The following is a 19237-nucleotide window of genomic DNA, read 5'->3' as shown; positions in this document are numbered from 1 at the left end:
TACGGAACGTCGATTCTAAAGTCTGCGCGGACCGTGGAGGAAATCATCAATTTGGGAACCTGGGAGGGTTCGGTACCAGTTTGAAATCCTTACATTTGCGGGGCTACTGGCGCGTTGCCAGACATGTGCCGCCAATCGCAGCATGGGGTCGTACGCTTCCAATTTGGGAGGGGATACACCATGGCGACTTACGCGGACATTTATGCAAACTGGCAGGCAGATCCTGAAGCTTTTTGGGCGAATGCAGCGACCGACATTAGCTGGATCAAAGCACCGGACGTGATTTTGGATACGGCCAATGCCCCGATGACCACGTGGTTTCCGGACGCGGTCTGCAACACGTGTTATAACGCGGTTGATCGGCACGTAGCTGCTGGCCGTGGTGATCAGATTGCGATCATCCATGACAGCCCTGTGACGGATAGCCAGAGTAAGATTACTTACGCCGACCTATTGGACCGCGTGTCCCGCATCGCAGGTGTCTTAGCGGCAAAAGGAATCGTGAAGGGTGACCGCGTGGTCATCTATATGCCGATGATCCCAGAAGCGTTGGTCGCGATGTTGGCATGCGCGCGGATCGGTGCCGTGCATTCGGTCGTGTTTGGTGGGTTTGCCGCACACGAATTGGCGGTCCGGATCGATGATGCAACGCCCAAGGCAATTTTGGCGGCATCTTGTGGCATCGAAGGGCAGAAGGTTATTCCTTACAAGCCGCTACTGGATGGTGCGATTGCACGCGCTGACCACAAGCCCGACTTCACTTTGGTCCTGCAGCGTCCACAGGCCGAGGCGGAAATGGTCGGCGGGTTTGATTTCGATTGGACAGCCGAGGCGGCAATCGCAGCGCATGCACCGTGTACGCCCGTCCGGGGCGCTGATCCGCTTTACATCCTTTATACCTCTGGGACGACAGGTCAGCCCAAGGGCGTTGTGCGCCACAACGCAGGGCACATGGTCGCGCTGAACTGGACGATGAAGAACATCTACAATGTGGACGCGGGAGACGTCTTTTGGGCCGCGTCTGACGTTGGCTGGGTCGTGGGCCACAGCTACATTTGCTATGGTCCATTGTTGGCAGGTTGCACGACTGTCGTTTTCGAAGGCAAGCCAATCGGGACACCGGATGCAGGTACGTTCTGGCGGGTGATTGAAGAACATGACGTTAAGGTTCTGTTCACTGCACCAACTGCCTTACGTGCGATCAAGCGCGAAGACCCGAACGCGGAATATCTGCACAATTATGACCTAAGCGGTTTGCAGTCGCTATTCCTTGCTGGCGAACGCGCTGATCCGGACACAATCGGTTGGGCGCAAAAGCATCTTCAAAAACCGATTATTGACCATTGGTGGCAAACCGAAACGGGCTGGGCTATCGCCGCAAATCCGCTTGGGATCGAAGAACTGGCCATCAAGCCCGGATCGCCCGCTGTGCCAATGCCAGGCTATCAGGTCGATATTCTCGATGAAGGTGGCAATCCGGTCGCGGCAGGAGAGTTGGGTGCAATTGCTATCAAACTGCCATTGCCACCGGGTGCGTTACCGACACTGTGGAACGCGGAAGACCGCTACAAGTCGGCGTATCTGCAAACCTTTCCGGGTTACTACGAAACCGGCGATGCGGGGATCAAAGACGACGACGGATACCTCTATATCATGGCTCGCACAGATGACGTGATCAACGTCGCTGGGCACCGTTTATCGACGGGCGCGATGGAAGAAGTGCTGTCCAATCACCCCGATGTCGCTGAGTGCGCGGTCATCGGGATCGGCGATGCACTGAAAGGGCAAGCCCCACTGGGTTTGGTGTGTTTGAACAACGGCACGGATCGGTCCGAAGAAGAGATCGCAAAAGAATGTGTGGCCCTTGTCCGTCAAGAGATCGGACCGGTGGCCGCGTTCAAACGCTGCATCGTAATCGACGCTTTGCCTAAGACTCGTTCCGGCAAAGTGCTACGCGGCACGATGGTTTCCATCGCTGACAGCAAACCGTGGAACTTGCCGGCCACAATTGATGACCCTGCCACACTTGATGCCATTGCCGCACGGATCGCCGGGATCGGGGAAACCCTGTCCTAGGCCGCTGAGCGCTTTCAATACTTAGACACCATCAAAGGAAATTTCTGATGACCGTAGATGCGAAACTCAAAACCTATGCGCCAAGCGCGGACATGATCGCAGGTGCACATATCAACGAAGAAAAATATGGCGAAATATATGCCGCGTCGCTTGCTGATCCAGATGCATTTTGGGGCGAGCAGGGCAAACGGATCGACTGGATCAAGCCCTACACGACCGTGAAAGACGTCGATTTTAATCTCGGGAATGTACATATCAATTGGTATGCCGATGCGACGCTCAACGTCTCTGCCAACTGTATTGATCGCCACCTTGCAATACGTGGTGATCAGACAGCGATCATTTTTGAACCGGACGACCCTGCCGAAGAGGCCCAGCATATTAGCTACAAGGCGCTGCATGAGTCCGTATGCCGCATGGCCAATGTTCTAGCTGATCAAGGTGTCGGCAAAGGCGACCGTGTTGTCATTTATCTGCCAATGATTCCAGAAGCTGCCTACGCGATGCTTGCCTGTGCCCGTCTAGGTGCGATCCATTCCATCGTATTTGCAGGCTTTTCGCCCGATGCTTTGGCGGCCCGTGTGAACGGGTCTGATGCCAAGGTTGTGATTACCGCAGATTACGCGCCACGCGGTGGACGTCAAACGCCGCTGAAGTCCAACGCTGATGAAGCGCTTCTGCATTGCGAAGACACAGTGAAATGTTTGGTCGTGAAGCGGACAGGTGGCCAGACCACTTGGGTTGATGGACGCGACCTGGACTATGGCGCCTTGGCGGCTGCTGCGGCACCGACGTGCGAGCCAGTTGAAGTGAGCGCAGAAGATCCGTTGTTCATTCTCTACACATCTGGATCGACCGGTCAGCCGAAAGGTGTGGTGCACAGCTCCGGCGGTTATCTTGTTTATGCCGCGATGACGCAGGAACTGGTCTTCGATTACCACGAAGGCGACGTTTACTGGTGTACGGCTGATGTCGGTTGGGTCACGGGCCACAGCTATATTGTCTATGGTCCGCTGGCGAATGGCGCGACTACTGTGATGTTCGAGGGTGTGCCAACCTATCCGGACGCCAGTCGCTTTTGGCAGGTCGTTGAAAAGCATAAGGTGGCGCAATTCTACACCGCGCCAACCGCGATCCGCGCCTTGATGGCAAAGGGACCGGAGTTTGTTGAGAAATGCGATCTCAGCAGCCTAAAGGTTCTTGGCACAGTCGGCGAGCCGATCAATCCAGAAGCATGGAACTGGTACAACGACGTGGTTGGTGGTGGCAAATTGCCAATCGTTGATACGTGGTGGCAAACGGAAACCGGTGGTCATTTGCTAACACCATTGCCCGGTGCCCATGCACTCAAACCCGGCTCTGCGATGAAACCGTTCTTCGGGATCGAGCCTGTGGTGCTTGAGCCCACAACTGGCGAAGAAATTCACGAAACGGCGTGCGAAGGCGTTTTGTGCCTGAAAGGCAGCTGGCCCGGCCAGATGCGCACCGTTTGGGGTGATCACGATCGGTTCGAAAAGACGTATTTCTCGGATTACCACGGCTACTACTTCACGGGCGATGGCTGTCGTCGCGATGAAGATGGCGACTATTGGATCACGGGCCGCGTTGACGATGTGATCAACGTATCGGGCCACCGGATGGGGACGGCGGAAGTGGAAAGCGCCTTGGTCGCCCATCGCAAAGTCGCTGAAGCTGCTGTTGTCGGATACCCGCACGAAATTAAGGGGCAGGGCATCTATTGCTACGTCACTTTGATGAATGGCGAGGAACCAACCGAAGAATTGCGCAAGGAATTGCGCACGTGGGTCCGTACGGAAATCGGCCCCATTGCAGCGCCTGATTTGATCCAATGGGCGCCCGGTCTTCCTAAGACGCGCTCAGGTAAAATCATGCGCCGGATTCTACGCAAAATTGCTGAAGACGACTTTGGCGCCTTGGGCGACACGTCAACGTTGGCCGACCCATCCGTGGTCGAGGATCTCATTGAAAACAGAATGAACAAGGGGTGAAAGATGCCTGAGAATAGCGAAATGCCGAAACGCAGTAAGATGCCGGTCTTGATCCTTCTTGGACCACCGGGTGCGGGCAAGGGGACGCAAGCCAAACGTCTGGAAGACAAGTTCGGGTTGGTTCAATTATCGACGGGCGATTTGTTGCGCCAAGCTGTCGCCAATGGCACGGACGCTGGCAAAGCTGCCAAATCCGTCATGGAAGCAGGAGGTTTGGTCAGCGATGACATCGTGCTGAACATCTTGCGTGACCGCTTGGGCGATCCTGATTGTTCTGCCGGTGTGATCCTTGACGGATTTCCGCGCACAATCCCGCAAGCCGAAGCTTTGTCAGCCCTTTTGAAAGCAAAAGGCGCGCGAGTGGATGCTGCGATCAGCCTTGAAGTGGAAGACGAGGCCATGATCACGCGCATTTCCGGTCGCTATACCTGTGGTGGTTGCGGCGAGGGCTATCACGAATCCTTCAAGCAGCCTGCGACAGAAGGCCAATGTGACCAGTGCGGCAGCCATGACTTCAGTCGCCGTGCGGATGACAATGCGGATACAGTCCGCAACCGTCTTGTGGCGTATCACGCCGAAACCGCCCCTTTGATCGCGTTTTACGAGGCCGAAGGGTCCTTGCAGACGTTGGACGCCATGGGCGAAATCGACGCAATTACCGACGCGTTACGCAAAATTATCCGACCGATCGTCATCGACGTCCGCGGCGTCAAAGGCATTTCGGCTTGCTCAAAATCATCTCAATTGGAGGAAACACAATGAGTGAACGACCGGAACCAAGCGCATATTGGTCCGCCAATCTGCGTATCATTATCGTCAGCCTGATCATATGGGCTGTTGTCTCATTCGGGTTTGGCATTTTGCTACGCCCCATGCTGTCAGGTATCGAAGTCGGCGGCACCGACCTTGGGTTCTGGTTTGCCCAGCAAGGGTCGATCATCGTCTTTCTTGGTCTGATCTTTTTCTACGCATGGCGCATGAACAAGCTCGACCGTGAATTCGGCGTGGAAGAGGATTAACCCATGGACCAGTTTACACTGAACCTGCTGTTTGTGGGCGCGTCATTTGCGCTTTACATCGGCATCGCGATTTGGGCCCGTGCCGGTTCCACTTCTGAGTTTTATGCAGCCGGTCGGGGTGTTCACCCTGTCACGAACGGCATGGCGACGGCGGCTGACTGGATGTCTGCGGCGTCGTTTATTTCGATGGCTGGTTTGATCGCCTTTACCGGCTACGACAACTCATCCTTCTTAATGGGCTGGACCGGTGGTTATGTTCTGTTGGCGTTGCTGCTGGCACCTTACCTGCGTAAGTTCGGCAAATTTACCGTATCCGAATTTATCGGCGACCGGTTTTATTCGCCAACAGCACGTTTGGTTGCGGTGATCTGTCTGATCGTTGCATCCACCACATACGTGATCGGTCAGATGACCGGTGTCGGCGTGGCCTTTGGCCGGTTCTTGGAAATTTCCAACACATCCGGTTTGCTGATCGGTGCCTGCATCGTGTTCGCATATGCGGTGTTTGGCGGCATGAAAGGTGTGACATACACCCAAGTGGCGCAATACGTCGTGCTGATCCTCGCCTACACAATCCCCGCTGTGTTTATTTCCTTGCAGCTGACTGGCACGCCAATTCCGGCAATTGGTCTGTTCTCTGAGGTCTCAACTGGCGGCGAAAGCAGCGTTTATCTGCTGCAAAAACTTGACCAGATCGTCACAGACCTTGGTTTTGCAAGCTACACCGAAGCCCACAAAGACAACTTGAACATGGTCTTGTTCACACTGTCCTTGATGATCGGTACAGCTGGTTTGCCGCACGTGATCATGCGTTTTTTCACAGTACCAAAGGTGTCCGACGCGCGTTGGTCTGCTGGTTGGGCGCTTGTGTTTATCGCACTTCTTTACCTTACAGCGCCTGCTGTTGGTGCGATGGCGCGGTTGAACATCACAAACCTGATGTGGCCAAACGGCACGGATGGCGATGCTGTATCCGTTCAAATGATCGCGGAAGACGAGCGTTATGACTGGATGGAAACGTGGCAGAAAACCGGTCTATTGGACTGGGAAGACAAAAATGGCGACGGCCAGATTCAGTACTACAACGACCAGTCTGATGCGATGGCCGAAAAGGCTGCGGCAAACGGTTGGGAAGGCAACGAGCTGACAAAGTTCAACCGCGATATTCTGGTTCTGGCAAACCCTGAAATTGCGAACCTTCCGGGTTGGGTCATCGGTCTTGTGGCCGCAGGTGGTCTTGCAGCTGCGCTGTCTACAGCTGCGGGTCTGCTGTTGGCGATCTCGTCTGCTGTGTCTCACGATCTGCTCAAAGGTCAGTTGACGCCAAACATGTCCGAGAAGGCAGAATTGATGTCAGCACGTATCGCGATGGCTGTGGCTATTGCGGTGGCGACGATCCTTGGTCTTAATCCTCCGGGCTTTGCGGCGCAAACGGTTGCGTTGGCCTTTGGTCTGGCAGCGGCATCGATCTTCCCCGCGTTGATGATGGGTATCTTCTCTAAGCGTGTGAACAACGTGGGCGCTGTGTCTGGGATGTTGGCCGGTCTTGGCTTCACGCTTGTGTATATCTTCTTGCACAAAGGTTGGTTGTTCATCGCTGGGACAAATTCTTTCCCTGATACGGTCGACGGATCATTGTTCGGTATCCAATCCACCGCGATTGGCGCGGTTGGTGCGATCATCAATTTTGCAGTTGCATACGCTGTATCCATGGCAACCAAAGACACGCCGCAAGAGATCAAAGACTTGGTCGAAAGCGTGCGTATTCCAGCAGGTGCTGGCGGTGCAGTAGACCACTAAACGATTTGGGCTGGCGCCTAATCAGGTGCCAGCCTGACCTTAACCAAGGGAACGCATGATGATCGACACTGACACATCTATTCTGTCGTATCTGCACCCTTATGACGTGCTGTCGGCGGACACGCGTACACAGATTTTAGATCAAAGCGATTGGGTGGATGTCCCAGCAGGACGCCCGATATACACGATTGGTGATACCCTGACTGGCCTGTATATCATCGCTGATGGTCAAGTGACTGTTACCGATGACAATGATGTCCCCATTTCGTTGCTTGGTCGGGAAAATTCGTTCGGTGAGCGTGGTTTGCTGCAGGATGGAACCGCAGTCACGCAGGCCGTTGCCGAAACTGATTGCCGTCTGCTTGTTATTCCGTCTGCGGTTTTTCATGACCTTCTGAGACGTGAATCAGACTTTGCGCGGTTTTATCAGCGTACCGGGCGTTCCGCGGGAACGGCGACTGGTCATAGTGGCACATTAGCGGCTGCGCGTGTTGATGCCTTTATGGTGAAAAAACCCGTCAGCTGCTCGCCTGCTACAACAATCCAAGATGCTGCCCGGTTGATGAGCGATGCCAAGATTTCTTGCCTTTGCATCGTAGAGGGTGACGCGTTGAAAGGCATCGTGACCCTGCGGGACGTCGTGGGGAAAGTTGTCGCCCACGATATCAGTCGGACGTCATCAGTCGCATCGATTATGACTGATACGCCACGTGTTTTATCACCGTCTGCAATCGGGTCCGACGTTTTGCATTTGATGATGGAACATCGCTTGGGTCATTTGCCAGTCCTTTCAGAAGAGCGGCTTGTTGGGATCGTAACCCAGACAGATTTGATCCGCTATCAAGCGTCACACACTGCCAGTTTTGTTGGGCAAGTCGCAGGTGCCACTTCAGTTCCTGACCTTGCTGCCATAACGGCGCGCATTCCGCAGTTGTTGGTGCAGCTTGTCGCAAGCGGCCAACGCCACGACACAGTGACACGGATGATAACCGACATTGCAGATGTGGTGACACGTCGGTTGATCCGCATGGGGGAAGACGCCCTTGGTGCCGCACCTGGACGTTATGCGTGGCTTGCCTGTGGGTCACAAGGACGCCAAGAACAAACAGGTGTGTCAGACCAAGACAATTGTCTGATTTACGAAGACGGGTTGGTAACGGACGACACGGCTTATTTTGATCAACTTGCGCGGTTTGTATCCGATGGTTTGAATGCTTGTGGATACGTATATTGCCCTGGCGACATGATGGTGACGAACCCGCGTTGGTGTCAGCCAGTTTCGGTTTGGGCGTCATACTTTCATGGCTGGATCGCGTCACCGGGCAAAGAGGCGCAAATGCTGGCGTCTGTGATGTTCGATTTGCGGGTCGTTGGCGGCGACGACGCGCTGTTTGACGAATTACACGCTGAAACACAGCGGCATGCAGCAGAAAATTCGATTTTCACGGCGCATATGGCCAGCAATGCACTGACGCATGGGACGCCGTTGGGGCTGTTACGCGGGCTATCTACGATCCGCGCAGGAGAACATCGCGATACCATTGATATGAAATTGAATGGGGTCGTTCCGGTAGTCGATCTTGGGCGGATGTATGCGTTGCAGGGACAGGTCAAGGCGCTCAATACCCGCGCGCGGATCGAAGCCGCGCTTGAATGTGGTATCATTAGTAAAAGCGGCGGGCATGATTTGCTTGATGCCTACGATCTGATTGCCCAAACACGATTGGACCATCAGGCACGCCTGATCAAACAGGGCAATGCGCCTGACAATTTCTTACTACCTGCGACCCTGTCGGGGTTTGAACGCAGTCACTTGCGGGATGCGTTTGTGGTGATCAAAACGATGCAATCTGCGCTTATGCAAGGCCGCGGTACGCTGGCTTGATGCAATAGGAGGACGCTATGTTTTTTGAACTGATCGGTACGATCTTGGCGGGTGTTGCTGCGGCCCTGTTGGTCTGGGCGATCAATCGCGCATTGAAGGGACGTTTGCCATCGTGGTTGATGCCGGTCGCAGCAGGCGGGGCTATGCTGTTGGCAACGATCACCAGCGAATATGGCTGGTTTGCAAGGACACAAGCCAGTTTGCCCGCTGGTTTTATCGTGGCGGAGACTGTTGAAGACAAACAGTTCTATCGCCCTTGGACTTACGCAAAACCATTTGTCAGCCGCTTTGTCGCAGTGGATCAAGCGGGTGCAAAAACACATCCCGCACATCCGGAACAGCGGATCGTTGATTTGGTGTTTTATGGCCGCTGGACAAGGACGGCGAAAATTCCTGTCCTGTTCGACTGCGCGGCAGGCAATCGGGCAGATCTGGTTGACGGTGTTGAATTCGACGATGATGGCGCTGTTTCCGACGCAGATTGGCGACCTATGGCAACTGATGCGCCCGTTTTACTGGCGGCCTGTGCATCCGCATAACATGACACATTTGAGTTTACGGATCAGGGTGTTCTTGATGTTCTGCGGCTACGCATGCGCAGCCATCTGTGTGGTAGCCGTGGGGCTCTGGTTGGGGTGGCGGCAAGTTGAAGATGGCGACACCATTTCAGGTTTTGTTACGAGCGGAATGGTCGCCGCGTTTGGCATTCTAGGGCTGTCCGCAGGCGTTTGGCTGCTATTTGACGATCACGTCAGCAAACCGATTGAGGCGATCGCCGCAAGTTTGCGTGTCAAAACACATACCCGTGGCAATGCGACCTTCGACGGTGAGGTGGCGCAGTATCTGGGCGATCTTGGGCCAGCGGTTGTGGCTGCGCAAACTGTGTTAGATGAAGCGTTGAATGGCGAGGCAACTATAGCACAGTCGGAAGTGGCTCTGCTAAAGGCCCAGCGTGACCAGCTCGTGACAATCTTGTCAGACATTCCGATTGCCACGCTGTTGATCAGTGCTGACCATCAGATTGTTCTGTATGACGGCCAAGCGGCCAACTTGATGGAACGTGTGGGAGCCGCGAAACTTAAGACGTCGGTGTTTGACTACCTTGGTGCGGACCAGATCACGGGTGCCTTGGCTCAGCTGCAAACCAGTCCCAATGATCGCAGTGAAATCGCGGTTAAAGGACATTGCGGTGAAACCTATCACGGCTACATCCGCATGTTTAGAGAAGGCCGAGGGTACACCTTGATGTTAGAACCGCACGCCTTGGCACCGGCGCGGCCGATAACGTATGACTTTGATCTTCTGCGTTCGGAAAAGTCGACCCATTTGGATAGTACGCCACTGTCTGAACTCGTTTACGTCGTGCTTGATACCGAAACGACTGGCCTCGATCCGCAAAAGGACGACGTCGTTCAACTTGGTGCCGTGCGCATTGTGAATGCGAAGATTGTCGACGGAGAAGTCTTGGAAACCTTGGTTAATCCGGGGCGTTTGATCCCTTCGCGATCTACGGACGTGCATGGCATTACAGATGCACTGGTTTCAGATGCACCGGGTTTTGCACAGGTGTGTAGTGCCTTTCATCGCTTTTCGCAGGGTGCAGTTCTTGTCGCGCATAACGCACCGTTTGATATGGCATTTTTGGACCGAGGCGCGAAGGGTGGGGATATCACATTCGACAATCCGGTCCTTGATACCGTACTTCTTTCAGCGGTCACTTTTGGCGGGACAGCGATCCATACGTTAGATACACTTTGTGACCGTCTGGATATCACGATCCCCGCTGATTTGCGTCACACAGCAATGGGTGACGCCGTGGCGACGGGCCGTGCGTTTCTTGCAATGCTCAAGATTTTGGAAGGACGTGGTTTGACGACGTTTGGCGCACTGCAGGCTGAAACTGCGAAACACCGCCGGATTCTGAAAGGATAAAACCGAAGGTCGGGAAAACCGGATGTTGTCGTTACGGCATGTCGCGGCATAGTCTGGCGATAGTTTTATTCAGGAGATTTAAAATGCGGTGCCATGAAGTAGATTATGAAGTTTTCGGCGACGATATGCAGATTGTAGAGGTCGAACTTGACCCGCAAGAGGTCGTCATCGCCGAAGCTGGCGCGATGAATTACATGGAAGACGGAATCGGATTTGAAACCCGCATGGGCGACGGATCGCGGCCATCCGGCGGCATCATGGATTCACTGTTGAACGTTGGCAAACGTGTGCTGACCGGTGAATCGATCTTCATGACCCATTTCACAAACAACGGGCAGGGCAAAAAGCGGGTCGCGTTTGCAGCACCTTATCCGGGCAAGATCATCCCTGTGAACATGGCCGAATTGGGCGGGGAACTGATCTGTCAAAAGGATGCATTTCTGTGCGCAGCTTTTGGGACATCTACAGACATCGCATTTCAGAAAAAGCTTGGCGCGGGTTTTTTTGGTGGTGAAGGCTTCATTCTCCAACGCCTCAATGGTGATGGCATGGCGTTCATTCATGTGGGCGGCACGGTCATTAAGCGGGATCTAAAACCCGGCGAGGTGATGCGCGTGGACACGGGCTGTCTTGCTGCGATGACGGGTGGTGTGGATTACGACATCGAACGCGCGGGAAACCTGAAGTCGATGGTGTTTGGTGGAGAAGGGATTTTCCTTGCCACGTTACGTGGCCCCGGTACGGTTTATCTCCAAAGCTTGCCGTTCTCGCGATTGGCTGATCGGATCATGCGCGCGGCTGGGCCGGGCGGAAGCAAAGGTGAAGGATCCATCCTTGGCGGCTTAGGCGATATGTTTGGCGATCGGTAATTGGCGTCTTGGGGCGCTGCCCCAAACCCCGAGGTATTTGAGACCAAAAGAAGGGGCTAGCCGCGCGGGATGTCGAAGTCCGGCGCGGCGAGGTGAAAACCGTCGAAACTGAAACCCGGTGACACGGTGCAACTGACCAACGTGTAGTCGCCCGTGGTGCGGGCGGCTTGCCAATAGCCTTTCGGGACAATGCCTTGCGGGTGTTCACCGTACAGAACATCGGGGCCAAGACGGATATCGCGGGCGGGCCCCGCATCAGTTTCTGAGATCGACAGGATCAGCGGTGCGCCTGCATGGTAAAACCAGATTTCGGTCGCATCGACCGTGTGCCAATGGCTGGAGCCGCCGTCTTTCAATAGGAAATAGATCGCAGTGCCAACAGGACGGCCATCATTGTCGGCAATCCACGTCTGGCGGTAGAACCCGCCCTCCGGATGGGGGGCGAGGTTCAGTTTTTGAATGATCGCATCGGCGGTCATATCAGCCTTTCAGGATAGAACGGCCTGCGTAGATGGCAGTTTCGCCCAGCATTTCCTCGATGCGGATCAGCTGGTTGTATTTTGCCAGACGGTCAGAACGGGACAGGGAACCGGTTTTGATTTGCCCACAGTTTGTCGCAACAGCCAGATCGGCGATGGTTGCGTCTTCTGTTTCGCCGGAGCGGTGCGACATCACGTTGGTGAATTGTGCGCGGTGCGCCATGTCCACAGCTTGAAGAGTCTCGGTCAACGTCCCGATTTGGTTGACTTTTACCAGCATGGAGTTCGCAGACCCCTTCGCGATACCATCAGCCAAACGTGCAGGGTTTGTCACGAACAGATCGTCGCCAACCAGCTGCACTTTGTCGCCGATTTTGTCGGTCAGGGCTTTCCAGCCGTCCCAATCGTCCTCGTCCATGCCGTCCTCGATCGAGATGATCGGGTAATCATTGACCAATTGCGCGAGGTATTCGGCGTTTTCTTCAGAGGTCAGGGATTTGCCTTCGCCCTTCAGTTCATACTTGCCGTCTTTGAAGTATTCCGTCGCTGCGCAATCGAGTGCGAGATAGACATCTTCGCCAGCTTTGTAGCCTGCTTTTTCGATTGATGTCATAATGAAATCAAGCGCTTCACGGGTTGATCCGATGTTTGGCGCAAACCCGCCTTCGTCGCCGATACCTGTGTTGTGTCCAGCCGCTGTCAGTTCTTTCTTCAGTGTATGGAAGATTTCGGAACCCATGCGCACAGCTTCTTTGATGTTGGTCGCAGAGACCGGCATGATCATGAATTCTTGGATGTCGATCGGGTTGTCCGCGTGTTCGCCACCGTTGATGATGTTCATCATTGGAACGGGCAGGGTGCGTGCGGATGTGCCGCCGATGTAGCGGAACAACGGCTGTTCTGTGTAGTCAGCAGCGGCTTTGGCAACGGCCATGGATACACCAAGGATTGCGTTTGCACCAAGGCGGGCTTTGTTTGGTGTCCCGTCGAGTTCGATCATCGCCATGTCGATGCCGACCTGTTCAGTCGCGTCAAAGCCGAGGATCGCTTCGGCGATTTCACCGTTCACGGCGGCGACGGCTTCCAGCACGCCTTTGCCCATGTAACGACCTTTGTCGCCATCGCGTTTTTCAACTGCTTCGTGCGCGCCGGTGGATGCGCCTGATGGCACGGCGGCGCGGCCCATTGTGCCGTCTTCAAGTGTCACGTCGACTTCGACAGTTGGGTTGCCCCGGCTGTCAAGAATTTCGCGGGCGTGGATGTCGATAATGGTGCTCATGGGAGGCTCCTAAGGTCGGCTGTGTTAGCGTTAGCGGTTCTATAGCGCGGTTGCGTCAGAAGGTGAAGCGTGGCGGAGTTTCGACTCGCGCCACAGGGTGTAAATGCCGGATGCGACGATGATGAATGCACCCAGCAGGGTCAGGCTGTCAGGGCTTTCTTGGAATGCGAAAACACCAATGACTAGCGCAAAGACAAGGCGTGAATACCGGAACGGGGCGATGATCGACATTTCGCCGATACGGGTTGCGGCCACGATGGCGTAGTAAGCTGCCACACCAATGAATACGGCCGCGATCAGGCGGAAGGTGTCGACTGTTCCGGGCATCGACCAGCTTGATCCGGTGACGCCGAATGCCAGTAACAACAGTCCCGTAAAGATGGACACGACAAAAGCATAAAAGGCGATGACACGTGATGAAATCGTCGCCTTGATCCGGCGTGTCGCAAGATCACGTCCGGCAAGGCCGATCACGCCCATCACGGCCAGCAAAGATTTTGGGTCAAACGCGTCCATGCCAGGACGGATAATCAATAAGACGCCAAACAGGCCAATGCCGATCGCAAGCCACCGACGCCACCCAACCGCTTCCCCCAGAAACAAGGCGGCGCCGAGGGTTACAACCAAAGGCGTGGCTTGCAGGATCGCGGATGCCGTTGAAATAGGGGTCAGCGCGATCGCGGCAACAAAACCAAGGGTGCCGAACATTTCGAACCCGTTGCGTAACATCAAAGTGGGGTTCAACATATCGGGGGACCACAGTCTGTCACCGTAAGATTTAGCGATAAATGCGAAGATGATCGCACCGCCTATGCCCAAAACCGTGATCACCTGACCCACAGCAAGGCCCGCTGCCATCTGTTTGATCAACATGTCTTCGACAGCGAAGCCGAACATGGCCAAGACCATCAGCATCGCACCGCGAACATTGTCCATGTGGGTGATCCTCAAGGTTGTCCTGACACTGCGTTACATGGCGGGAGGCGGAAACAAAAGGGTCTGGATTCCCTGCCTTGATGAATGCCTGTCTTCATCCAATTCTAGGAGGATAAAATTGTGCATCATCTGGGGATTTGAAATGCGATTTTGTCTATTTGTGATGGGTTGGGCGTCGGTGACTGCACTGGCGAGTAAAGTCGCGGCAGCGCCCGTGGCCACGGTATTGATTACGGTTTTTTGACAGGCACACCATAAAGTTCCAGACGGTGACCCATCAGGCGATACCCGAGCTTTGCAGCAATTTTTTCCTGTAAGGCTTCGATGTCGGGATCGACAAATTCAATCACTTCACCTGAATGCATGTCGATCAAATGATCATGGTGTTCGCGGTCGGCTGTTTCATACCGCGCACGCCCGTCACCGAATTCGTGCTTTTCAAGGATGCCGGATTCCTCAAGCAGTTTGACAGTGCGGTACACGGTGGCCAACGATATATTCGGATCGGCCAGAACAGCGCGGTTGTACAGTTCTTCAACATCAGGATGATCGTCTGCGGCTTCGAGAACAGTCGCGATGGTCCGGCGTTGTTCGGTCATACGCAGGCCCTTGGCTTCGCATTTTTGCAATATTCCGCTGCTCATCACTGGCCCTTTCCGTTGGTGCCGCCCCTTTAGACTGTGCCGGCTGATCTGGCTAGTCTTAGAACCACTTGATCCACCGCAAAACGATATACAAAATCACGCCAATTGCGACCATAGCACCACAAAGGATCAAAAAGGCGTCGGGGTTGTTCATGCCCGGCATCCCGCCGACATTGACGCCAAACAGGCCCGTCAAAAAACCGAGCGGCAGGAAAATCGCGGCAATCACGGACAAGACATAGCTATTGCGCGCCAAACGACCGTCCTGTTGCAGTTCCACATGATCGGCAAGCGCGGTTAGTCGATCACCAACTTCATGGACTTCATCGACAGATCTTTTTGCGCGGTTGGCCGTATGTCGGAACCTATTGCGAAAGGCCTTGGAAATGAGTGGTGTTTCGATCTTGGCAAGATCAACCAACGCTTCGGACAATGGCCCCACATGGCGACGCAAGGTGATGACTGATCGGCGCAAGGGGGCAAGTTCGGACGGTGGTGGTGCCTGCCTGTCATAAACCGCGTTTTCCATGTCTTCAGCACGGTCTTCGAGGTCGAGTGACACGGTCTCTATCCGATCAACAAGCCGTTCAGTGATCCGCGCAATCAGGCGGGCAGGCGTGTCTGGGGCATCGCCCGTTGTGATTTGATTTTTGATGTCATCAAGCGCAAAAATACGTTGTTTTCTGACCGTCACGACAAGGTTCTGCGTGGCCCAAAGGCGCAGTGACACCATGTCTTCGACTTCTTGGCCATCGTTCAAGTTTATCCCGCGCATGGTCAGCAAGATACCGTCGTCATGGATATCAACGCGTGGTCTGGTGCGGGGCGCCAGAAGCGTGCGAAAGGCAAGCGGCGGGAGATATTCGCGGCACCATTGCTCCAGCTCGAGTGTATGCAAATCAAAATGCAGCCAGCGAAAAGCAGCACCGTCGACCGGCGACGCGGTCGGGTCCGTCACCGGTTTCGACGTGCCATCCGCAAAAATATCGAGCGCCGTGACCGGCGTTGGATTAACCGACAAATTGCCCCTCCATCGTCAATACGGCATTTCCGGCAATCTTGATCGGATAGGGTTGGCCGGGCAGGGCCGTCGCTTTGATCCGCGACGGGCGTCCCATGTCGTCGCCTTGGTGGATGTCGAACGAAAGTGGTTCGCCAGCAAGTTCGCTTAGCAGGGCTGCGATGGTGGCACAGGCGCTGCCGGTCGCAGGGTCTTCGGGCATGTTATCGAGCGGGGCGAACATGCGCGCGTCCAGACGGTTGCTATTGCGGACATAGGCGAAAATTGCAAAATCTAATCCAGCCGGATGGACCGCGGCTCCTGCTTTGAACCCGTCGGTCACAGGGGTACAGGCGGAAAGGTCTGCACGTGATTTCAGTTCCACAAACACGAATTCAAGACCCAAGCTGGCCTGTGTGGGTGCATGCGTTTCAGTTTTGATTTGCTCTGGGGAGATGTCGATTGCGGCGGCGACCAATTCCAGCGATGGATGCGCGATAATATCGAGCGGCGCACTTGTTGTGAAACTCGCGCCGTCTTTGGTGACCCTGCAAGGGATCGGGCCGACGCCCAGTTCCAGAACCATGGGTCCGTCATAGCCGAGATCAGAAAGCGCAATGGCCGTTCCAATCGTTGGATGCCCTGCAAAACCGATTTCGCGCGTCGGTGTGAAAATGCGGACTTTGGCGGTATGGGCGGGATCATCTGGTGGAAAGACGAATGTCGTCTCTGAAAAATTGAATTCGCGGGCGACTTTCTGCAACGCCGCTTCGGGGATGTCTTTTGCGTCAGGGAAGACCGCCAACGGATTGCCGCCAAAAGCAGTGTCAGTAAAGACGTCGTAAACGCGATATGATGGCATGCTGCGGCCTTATGATCTGGATTGGTATCGAACCAAACCATGATCAGGCGCGACATGTTTTGCAAGTCACCTCAATACGATGCTGACTTTCGAAAGCACCCTAAATGCAGCCACGTCCCGCCAAGCGTTTTGACCTGCGCCCCCGCACCAAGTTTGAACCGCGCGATTCCGGGCGACGTGACTGTGTCAATTGATCCAAGATCCAGCACGTCTGTGCCAAGGTCTTGTAAGCTGTCCATTGCCGTCGCCAAACATAGGTTGTGCGCATTGCAGGCTCGTCCTTCATCCGACGTCCAGCCAATGTGATATGTTGCCGCTGATCCGTGGCGCAAAAAGATCATTGCAGCAATCGGAACGGCGACGCGTGACGCGGTGACGATAATGGCCTGACCTTTGTTCATCACGGAATAGGCCTGCGTGACAGCGGCAGGCAAGGCGCGATACCCGCGCGCGGCCTGTTGTTTTTCATCTTCGTCAAGCAGCCATTTGTCGGTCGTGTTTTGATAGCTGCGTGTTGAGATACGCAGATCGGCGGATTCAGATTTGCGTAGTGCATTGCGCCATTTGATCGACATGAGCGCGCGCCTGACATCTGGTCCGTGCCGCAAATCCATGACTGCCACACTGGCCGGCGTCATGATCTGACGGTATCCGGCAGCCGTCAGAATGGCAGGTGCCACATCTTCGGCGTTTATGACCCGCACATTTTCATCGCGTAGCATGCAGACGGCGTCGAATTGCGCTTTTTCGGACGGTGGAGTGGGCCAGAACGGCCCGCGCGACATCATCTTGAATGGTTTGCGAAGCGGCCAAAGCTGACGTGAAAACACCTGCGCGGATCCAACTTCGGGCAGGAAGTAGGACGTCATCGGTTGGCCCATTCCGGACAGCGCAGCTGCGAAATGAGGGTGCTGTTGCAAGGGCTGGTGATGCGGCGTCTGAAACGTCGATTGATCAATCTTCATGTGCGCGAGTTAAATAGATGGAAACCTAAATACTGGTAAAGATTGTCCATGAAATCATCACAAGACATCCGGCTTAAGCGTCACCGTGTTGCAGGCGTCGTCGTCCATGGACCACGGCCCACAAAATTGGCCGCCGCGTTGGTTGCGACGGCCATTTCAATACCGTTCGTCATTGTAGTCAGCGTCATCGACTTGCTGACTTAGCCCAATTGGACCAAAGCGTGGCGCTTTTTCCCCGCGCTGAGCTTGATTGGGCTGGCAAGTGCTGCAGCATCAATCATCAGACCGGCGTTGGTCAAAGGCTCATCGTTCAGTTTCGCGCCGTTTTCGCCGATCAGACGTTTAGCGGCTTTGCCGGAATCGGCCAGACCCGCCTTGACGATCAGCTGCACGATGGACATGCCGTCGCCCAGATCATCCGCCGACAACGTCAGCGTTGGCAGATCATCCCCAACGCCGCCTTTTTCAAAGACCTCACGCGCCGTCGCTTCCGCCGCTTTCGCCGCATCCGCGCCGTGGAGCAAGGTTGTGACCTCATTGGCGAGGATGATCTTCGCCGCGTTGATGTTTGACCCTTCGAGCGCGCCCAGACGGTCGCATTCTTCAACTGGCAGTTCCGTGAAGATTTTCAGGAACTTGCCCGTGTCCGCATCCGTCGTGTTGCGCCAGAATTGCCAAAACTCGTAAGAGCTTAGCATTTCGTCGTTCAGCCAGATCGCGCCGCCTTGGGATTTACCCATTTTGCGGCCATCGGATGTGGTCAAAAGCGGCGTTGTCAGCCCGTAGATTTCGTGATCCAGAACCCGACGCGTCAGGTCGATCCCGTTGACGATGTTGCCCCATTGGTCAGACCCGCCCATTTGTAGCAAGCAGCCGTAGCGGCGGTTTAATTCGAGGAAGTCATAGGCCTGCAAAATCATATAATTGAATTCGAGGAATGACAGGCTTTGCTCGCGGTCCAACCGTGATTTCACGCTTTCAAACGACAACATCCGGTTCACGCTGAAATGACGGCCGATGTCACGCAGGAACGACAGGTAGTTCAACCCGTCCAACCATTCGGCGTTGTTCAGCATCATCGCGTCGTTGTCCGCGTCGCCGTAGTCGAGGTATTTCGCAAACACCTGCTGCATGCCGTCGATGTTTGACTGGATCGCCGCGTCATCCAGCAACGGTCGCTCATCAGACCGGAACGATGGATCGCCGACCTTTGTTGTGCCGCCACCCATCAATGTGATCGGCTTGTGACCGCATTTTTGCAGCCAGCGCAGCACCATAATGTTCATCAAATGGCCGACATGCAGTGACTTTGCCGTTGCATCATAGCCGATATAGGCAGGAACGACCCCCATCGAGAACGCATCATCTAAACCTTGATAATCGGTACAATCGGCCAAAAAGCCGCGTTCCATCATGATTGCGATAAATTCGGACTTGGGGTGGTAGGTCATATCTTGTTCCCATCTCGTGTGCAGTGCAGTC

18 protein-coding genes are annotated in these 19237 nt (G+C 54.8%); 10 read left to right on the top strand and 8 right to left on the bottom strand.

The genetic code is table 11. The annotated features are described in order from the left end of the window. The first annotated feature begins 180 nt into the window (after positions 1-180). The 9 genes from AC0L7R_RS10160 (at position 181) to AC0L7R_RS10120 (ending at position 11590) form a co-directional block, all read left to right on the top strand. Positions 181-2076 carry an AMP-binding protein gene (locus AC0L7R_RS10160; protein ID WP_473656753.1) on the top strand — a complete coding sequence of 632 codons (1896 nt, stop codon included), beginning with the start codon at positions 181-183 and terminating at the stop codon, positions 2074-2076. 47 nt (positions 2077-2123) lie between these two features. After that, positions 2124-4085 (top strand): acetate--CoA ligase, encoded by a 1962-nt coding sequence (gene acs / locus AC0L7R_RS10155; RefSeq protein ID WP_473656752.1) that lies wholly within the window; start codon positions 2124-2126, stop codon positions 4083-4085. 3 nt (positions 4086-4088) lie between these two features. Continuing rightward, entirely contained in the window at positions 4089-4847 is a 759-nt protein-coding gene (locus AC0L7R_RS10150; protein WP_473656751.1) for an adenylate kinase, read from the top strand. Next, the gene (locus tag AC0L7R_RS10145) at positions 4844-5104 is read left to right on the top strand and encodes a DUF4212 domain-containing protein (protein ID WP_247127027.1); all 261 of its coding nucleotides are present in this window, start codon (positions 4844-4846) and stop codon (positions 5102-5104) included. The genes AC0L7R_RS10150 and AC0L7R_RS10145 overlap by 4 nt, the downstream gene beginning before the upstream one ends. Before the next feature lie 3 nt (positions 5105-5107). Continuing rightward, on the top strand, positions 5108-6904 hold the full coding sequence (locus AC0L7R_RS10140) for a sodium:solute symporter family protein (protein WP_348108268.1): 1797 nt from the start codon (positions 5108-5110) through the stop codon (positions 6902-6904). Between the two features lie 58 nt (positions 6905-6962). Beyond that, positions 6963-8789: a DUF294 nucleotidyltransferase-like domain-containing protein gene (locus AC0L7R_RS10135; protein WP_473660391.1), complete on the top strand. Its 1827-nt coding sequence runs from the start codon at positions 6963-6965 to the stop codon at positions 8787-8789. A gap of 17 nt (positions 8790-8806) precedes the next feature. Next, entirely contained in the window at positions 8807-9328 is a 522-nt protein-coding gene (locus AC0L7R_RS10130) for a hypothetical protein (RefSeq protein WP_473656750.1), read from the top strand. A 1-nt stretch (position 9329) separates the two neighbouring features. Continuing rightward, the gene (locus AC0L7R_RS10125; protein WP_473656749.1) at positions 9330-10721 is read left to right on the top strand and encodes an exonuclease domain-containing protein; all 1392 of its coding nucleotides are present in this window, start codon (positions 9330-9332) and stop codon (positions 10719-10721) included. An 83-nt stretch (positions 10722-10804) separates the two neighbouring features. After that, on the top strand, positions 10805-11590 hold the full coding sequence (locus tag AC0L7R_RS10120; RefSeq protein ID WP_247127032.1) for a TIGR00266 family protein: 786 nt from the start codon (positions 10805-10807) through the stop codon (positions 11588-11590). A 56-nt stretch (positions 11591-11646) separates the two neighbouring features. Here the strand turns inward: AC0L7R_RS10120 and AC0L7R_RS10115 are convergent, their stop codons facing one another. From AC0L7R_RS10115 to AC0L7R_RS10085, 7 genes are all read right to left on the bottom strand, one after another. After that, the gene (locus AC0L7R_RS10115; protein WP_473656748.1) at positions 11647-12069 is read right to left on the bottom strand and encodes a cupin domain-containing protein; all 423 of its coding nucleotides are present in this window, start codon (positions 12067-12069) and stop codon (positions 11647-11649) included. Between the two features lies 1 nt (position 12070). Then, positions 12071-13348, bottom strand: coding sequence for a phosphopyruvate hydratase (gene eno / locus AC0L7R_RS10110; RefSeq protein ID WP_473656747.1), 1278 nt, complete (start codon positions 13346-13348; stop codon positions 12071-12073). A 39-nt stretch (positions 13349-13387) separates the two neighbouring features. Beyond that, positions 13388-14284 (bottom strand): EamA family transporter, encoded by an 897-nt coding sequence (locus AC0L7R_RS10105; RefSeq protein WP_473656745.1) that lies wholly within the window; start codon positions 14282-14284, stop codon positions 13388-13390. Between the two features lie 230 nt (positions 14285-14514). Next, positions 14515-14928, bottom strand: coding sequence for a Fur family transcriptional regulator (locus AC0L7R_RS10100; RefSeq protein ID WP_348108261.1), 414 nt, complete (start codon positions 14926-14928; stop codon positions 14515-14517). Positions 14929-14986: 58 nt separating this feature from the next. Beyond that, the gene (locus tag AC0L7R_RS10095; protein ID WP_473656743.1) at positions 14987-15949 is read right to left on the bottom strand and encodes a CorA family divalent cation transporter; all 963 of its coding nucleotides are present in this window, start codon (positions 15947-15949) and stop codon (positions 14987-14989) included. Beyond that, a complete protein-coding gene (locus AC0L7R_RS10090) occupies positions 15939-16790 on the bottom strand; it encodes a PhzF family phenazine biosynthesis isomerase (protein ID WP_473656742.1) in 852 nt (283 codons plus the stop codon). Before AC0L7R_RS10090 ends, AC0L7R_RS10095 begins: the two co-directional genes overlap by 11 nt. A gap of 71 nt (positions 16791-16861) precedes the next feature. Then, on the bottom strand, positions 16862-17755 hold the full coding sequence (locus AC0L7R_RS10085; RefSeq protein ID WP_473656740.1) for a GNAT family N-acetyltransferase: 894 nt from the start codon (positions 17753-17755) through the stop codon (positions 16862-16864). Positions 17756-17803: 48 nt separating this feature from the next. Between AC0L7R_RS10085 and AC0L7R_RS10080 the strand changes: the two genes are divergently transcribed. Then, entirely contained in the window at positions 17804-17959 is a 156-nt protein-coding gene (locus AC0L7R_RS10080) for a hypothetical protein (protein WP_348108257.1), read from the top strand. Here AC0L7R_RS10080 and tyrS read toward each other — a convergent pair. Beyond that, entirely contained in the window at positions 17956-19206 is a 1251-nt protein-coding gene (gene tyrS, locus AC0L7R_RS10075) for a tyrosine--tRNA ligase (protein ID WP_473656738.1), read from the bottom strand. The genes AC0L7R_RS10080 and tyrS overlap by 4 nt on opposite strands. Positions 19207-19237 lie beyond the last annotated feature (31 nt).

The sequence above is a fragment of the Yoonia sp. D2-7 genome (assembly GCF_055809435.1).
The sequence above is the reverse complement of the archived record's forward strand: the minus strand, read 5'-3'. Positions and strand labels throughout refer to the sequence as shown.

Excerpts from the sequence above, each read along its gene's own strand:
- AC0L7R_RS10115 (WP_473656748.1), bottom strand. The coding sequence starts at position 12,069 with ATGACCGCCGATGCGATCATTCAAAAACTGAACCTCGCCCCCCATCCG.
- AC0L7R_RS10090 (WP_473656742.1), bottom strand. The coding sequence starts at position 16,790 with ATGCCATCATATCGCGTTTACGACGTCTTTACTGACACTGCTTTTGGC.
- acs (WP_473656752.1), top strand. The coding sequence starts at position 2,124 with ATGACCGTAGATGCGAAACTCAAAACCTATGCGCCAAGCGCGGACATG.
- AC0L7R_RS10105 (WP_473656745.1), bottom strand. The coding sequence starts at position 14,284 with ATGGACAATGTTCGCGGTGCGATGCTGATGGTCTTGGCCATGTTCGGC.
- AC0L7R_RS10125 (WP_473656749.1), top strand. The coding sequence starts at position 9,330 with ATGACACATTTGAGTTTACGGATCAGGGTGTTCTTGATGTTCTGCGGC.
- AC0L7R_RS10120 (WP_247127032.1), top strand. The coding sequence starts at position 10,805 with ATGCGGTGCCATGAAGTAGATTATGAAGTTTTCGGCGACGATATGCAG.
- eno (WP_473656747.1), bottom strand. The coding sequence starts at position 13,348 with ATGAGCACCATTATCGACATCCACGCCCGCGAAATTCTTGACAGCCGG.
- AC0L7R_RS10140 (WP_348108268.1), top strand. The coding sequence starts at position 5,108 with ATGGACCAGTTTACACTGAACCTGCTGTTTGTGGGCGCGTCATTTGCG.
- AC0L7R_RS10135 (WP_473660391.1), top strand. The coding sequence starts at position 6,963 with ATGATCGACACTGACACATCTATTCTGTCGTATCTGCACCCTTATGAC.
- AC0L7R_RS10150 (WP_473656751.1), top strand. The coding sequence starts at position 4,089 with ATGCCTGAGAATAGCGAAATGCCGAAACGCAGTAAGATGCCGGTCTTG.
- AC0L7R_RS10145 (WP_247127027.1), top strand. The coding sequence starts at position 4,844 with ATGAGTGAACGACCGGAACCAAGCGCATATTGGTCCGCCAATCTGCGT.
- tyrS (WP_473656738.1), bottom strand. The coding sequence starts at position 19,206 with ATGACCTACCACCCCAAGTCCGAATTTATCGCAATCATGATGGAACGC.
- AC0L7R_RS10100 (WP_348108261.1), bottom strand. The coding sequence starts at position 14,928 with ATGAGCAGCGGAATATTGCAAAAATGCGAAGCCAAGGGCCTGCGTATG.
- AC0L7R_RS10160 (WP_473656753.1), top strand. The coding sequence starts at position 181 with ATGGCGACTTACGCGGACATTTATGCAAACTGGCAGGCAGATCCTGAA.
- AC0L7R_RS10085 (WP_473656740.1), bottom strand. The coding sequence starts at position 17,755 with ATGAAGATTGATCAATCGACGTTTCAGACGCCGCATCACCAGCCCTTG.
- AC0L7R_RS10130 (WP_473656750.1), top strand. The coding sequence starts at position 8,807 with ATGTTTTTTGAACTGATCGGTACGATCTTGGCGGGTGTTGCTGCGGCC.
- AC0L7R_RS10080 (WP_348108257.1), top strand. The coding sequence starts at position 17,804 with ATGAAATCATCACAAGACATCCGGCTTAAGCGTCACCGTGTTGCAGGC.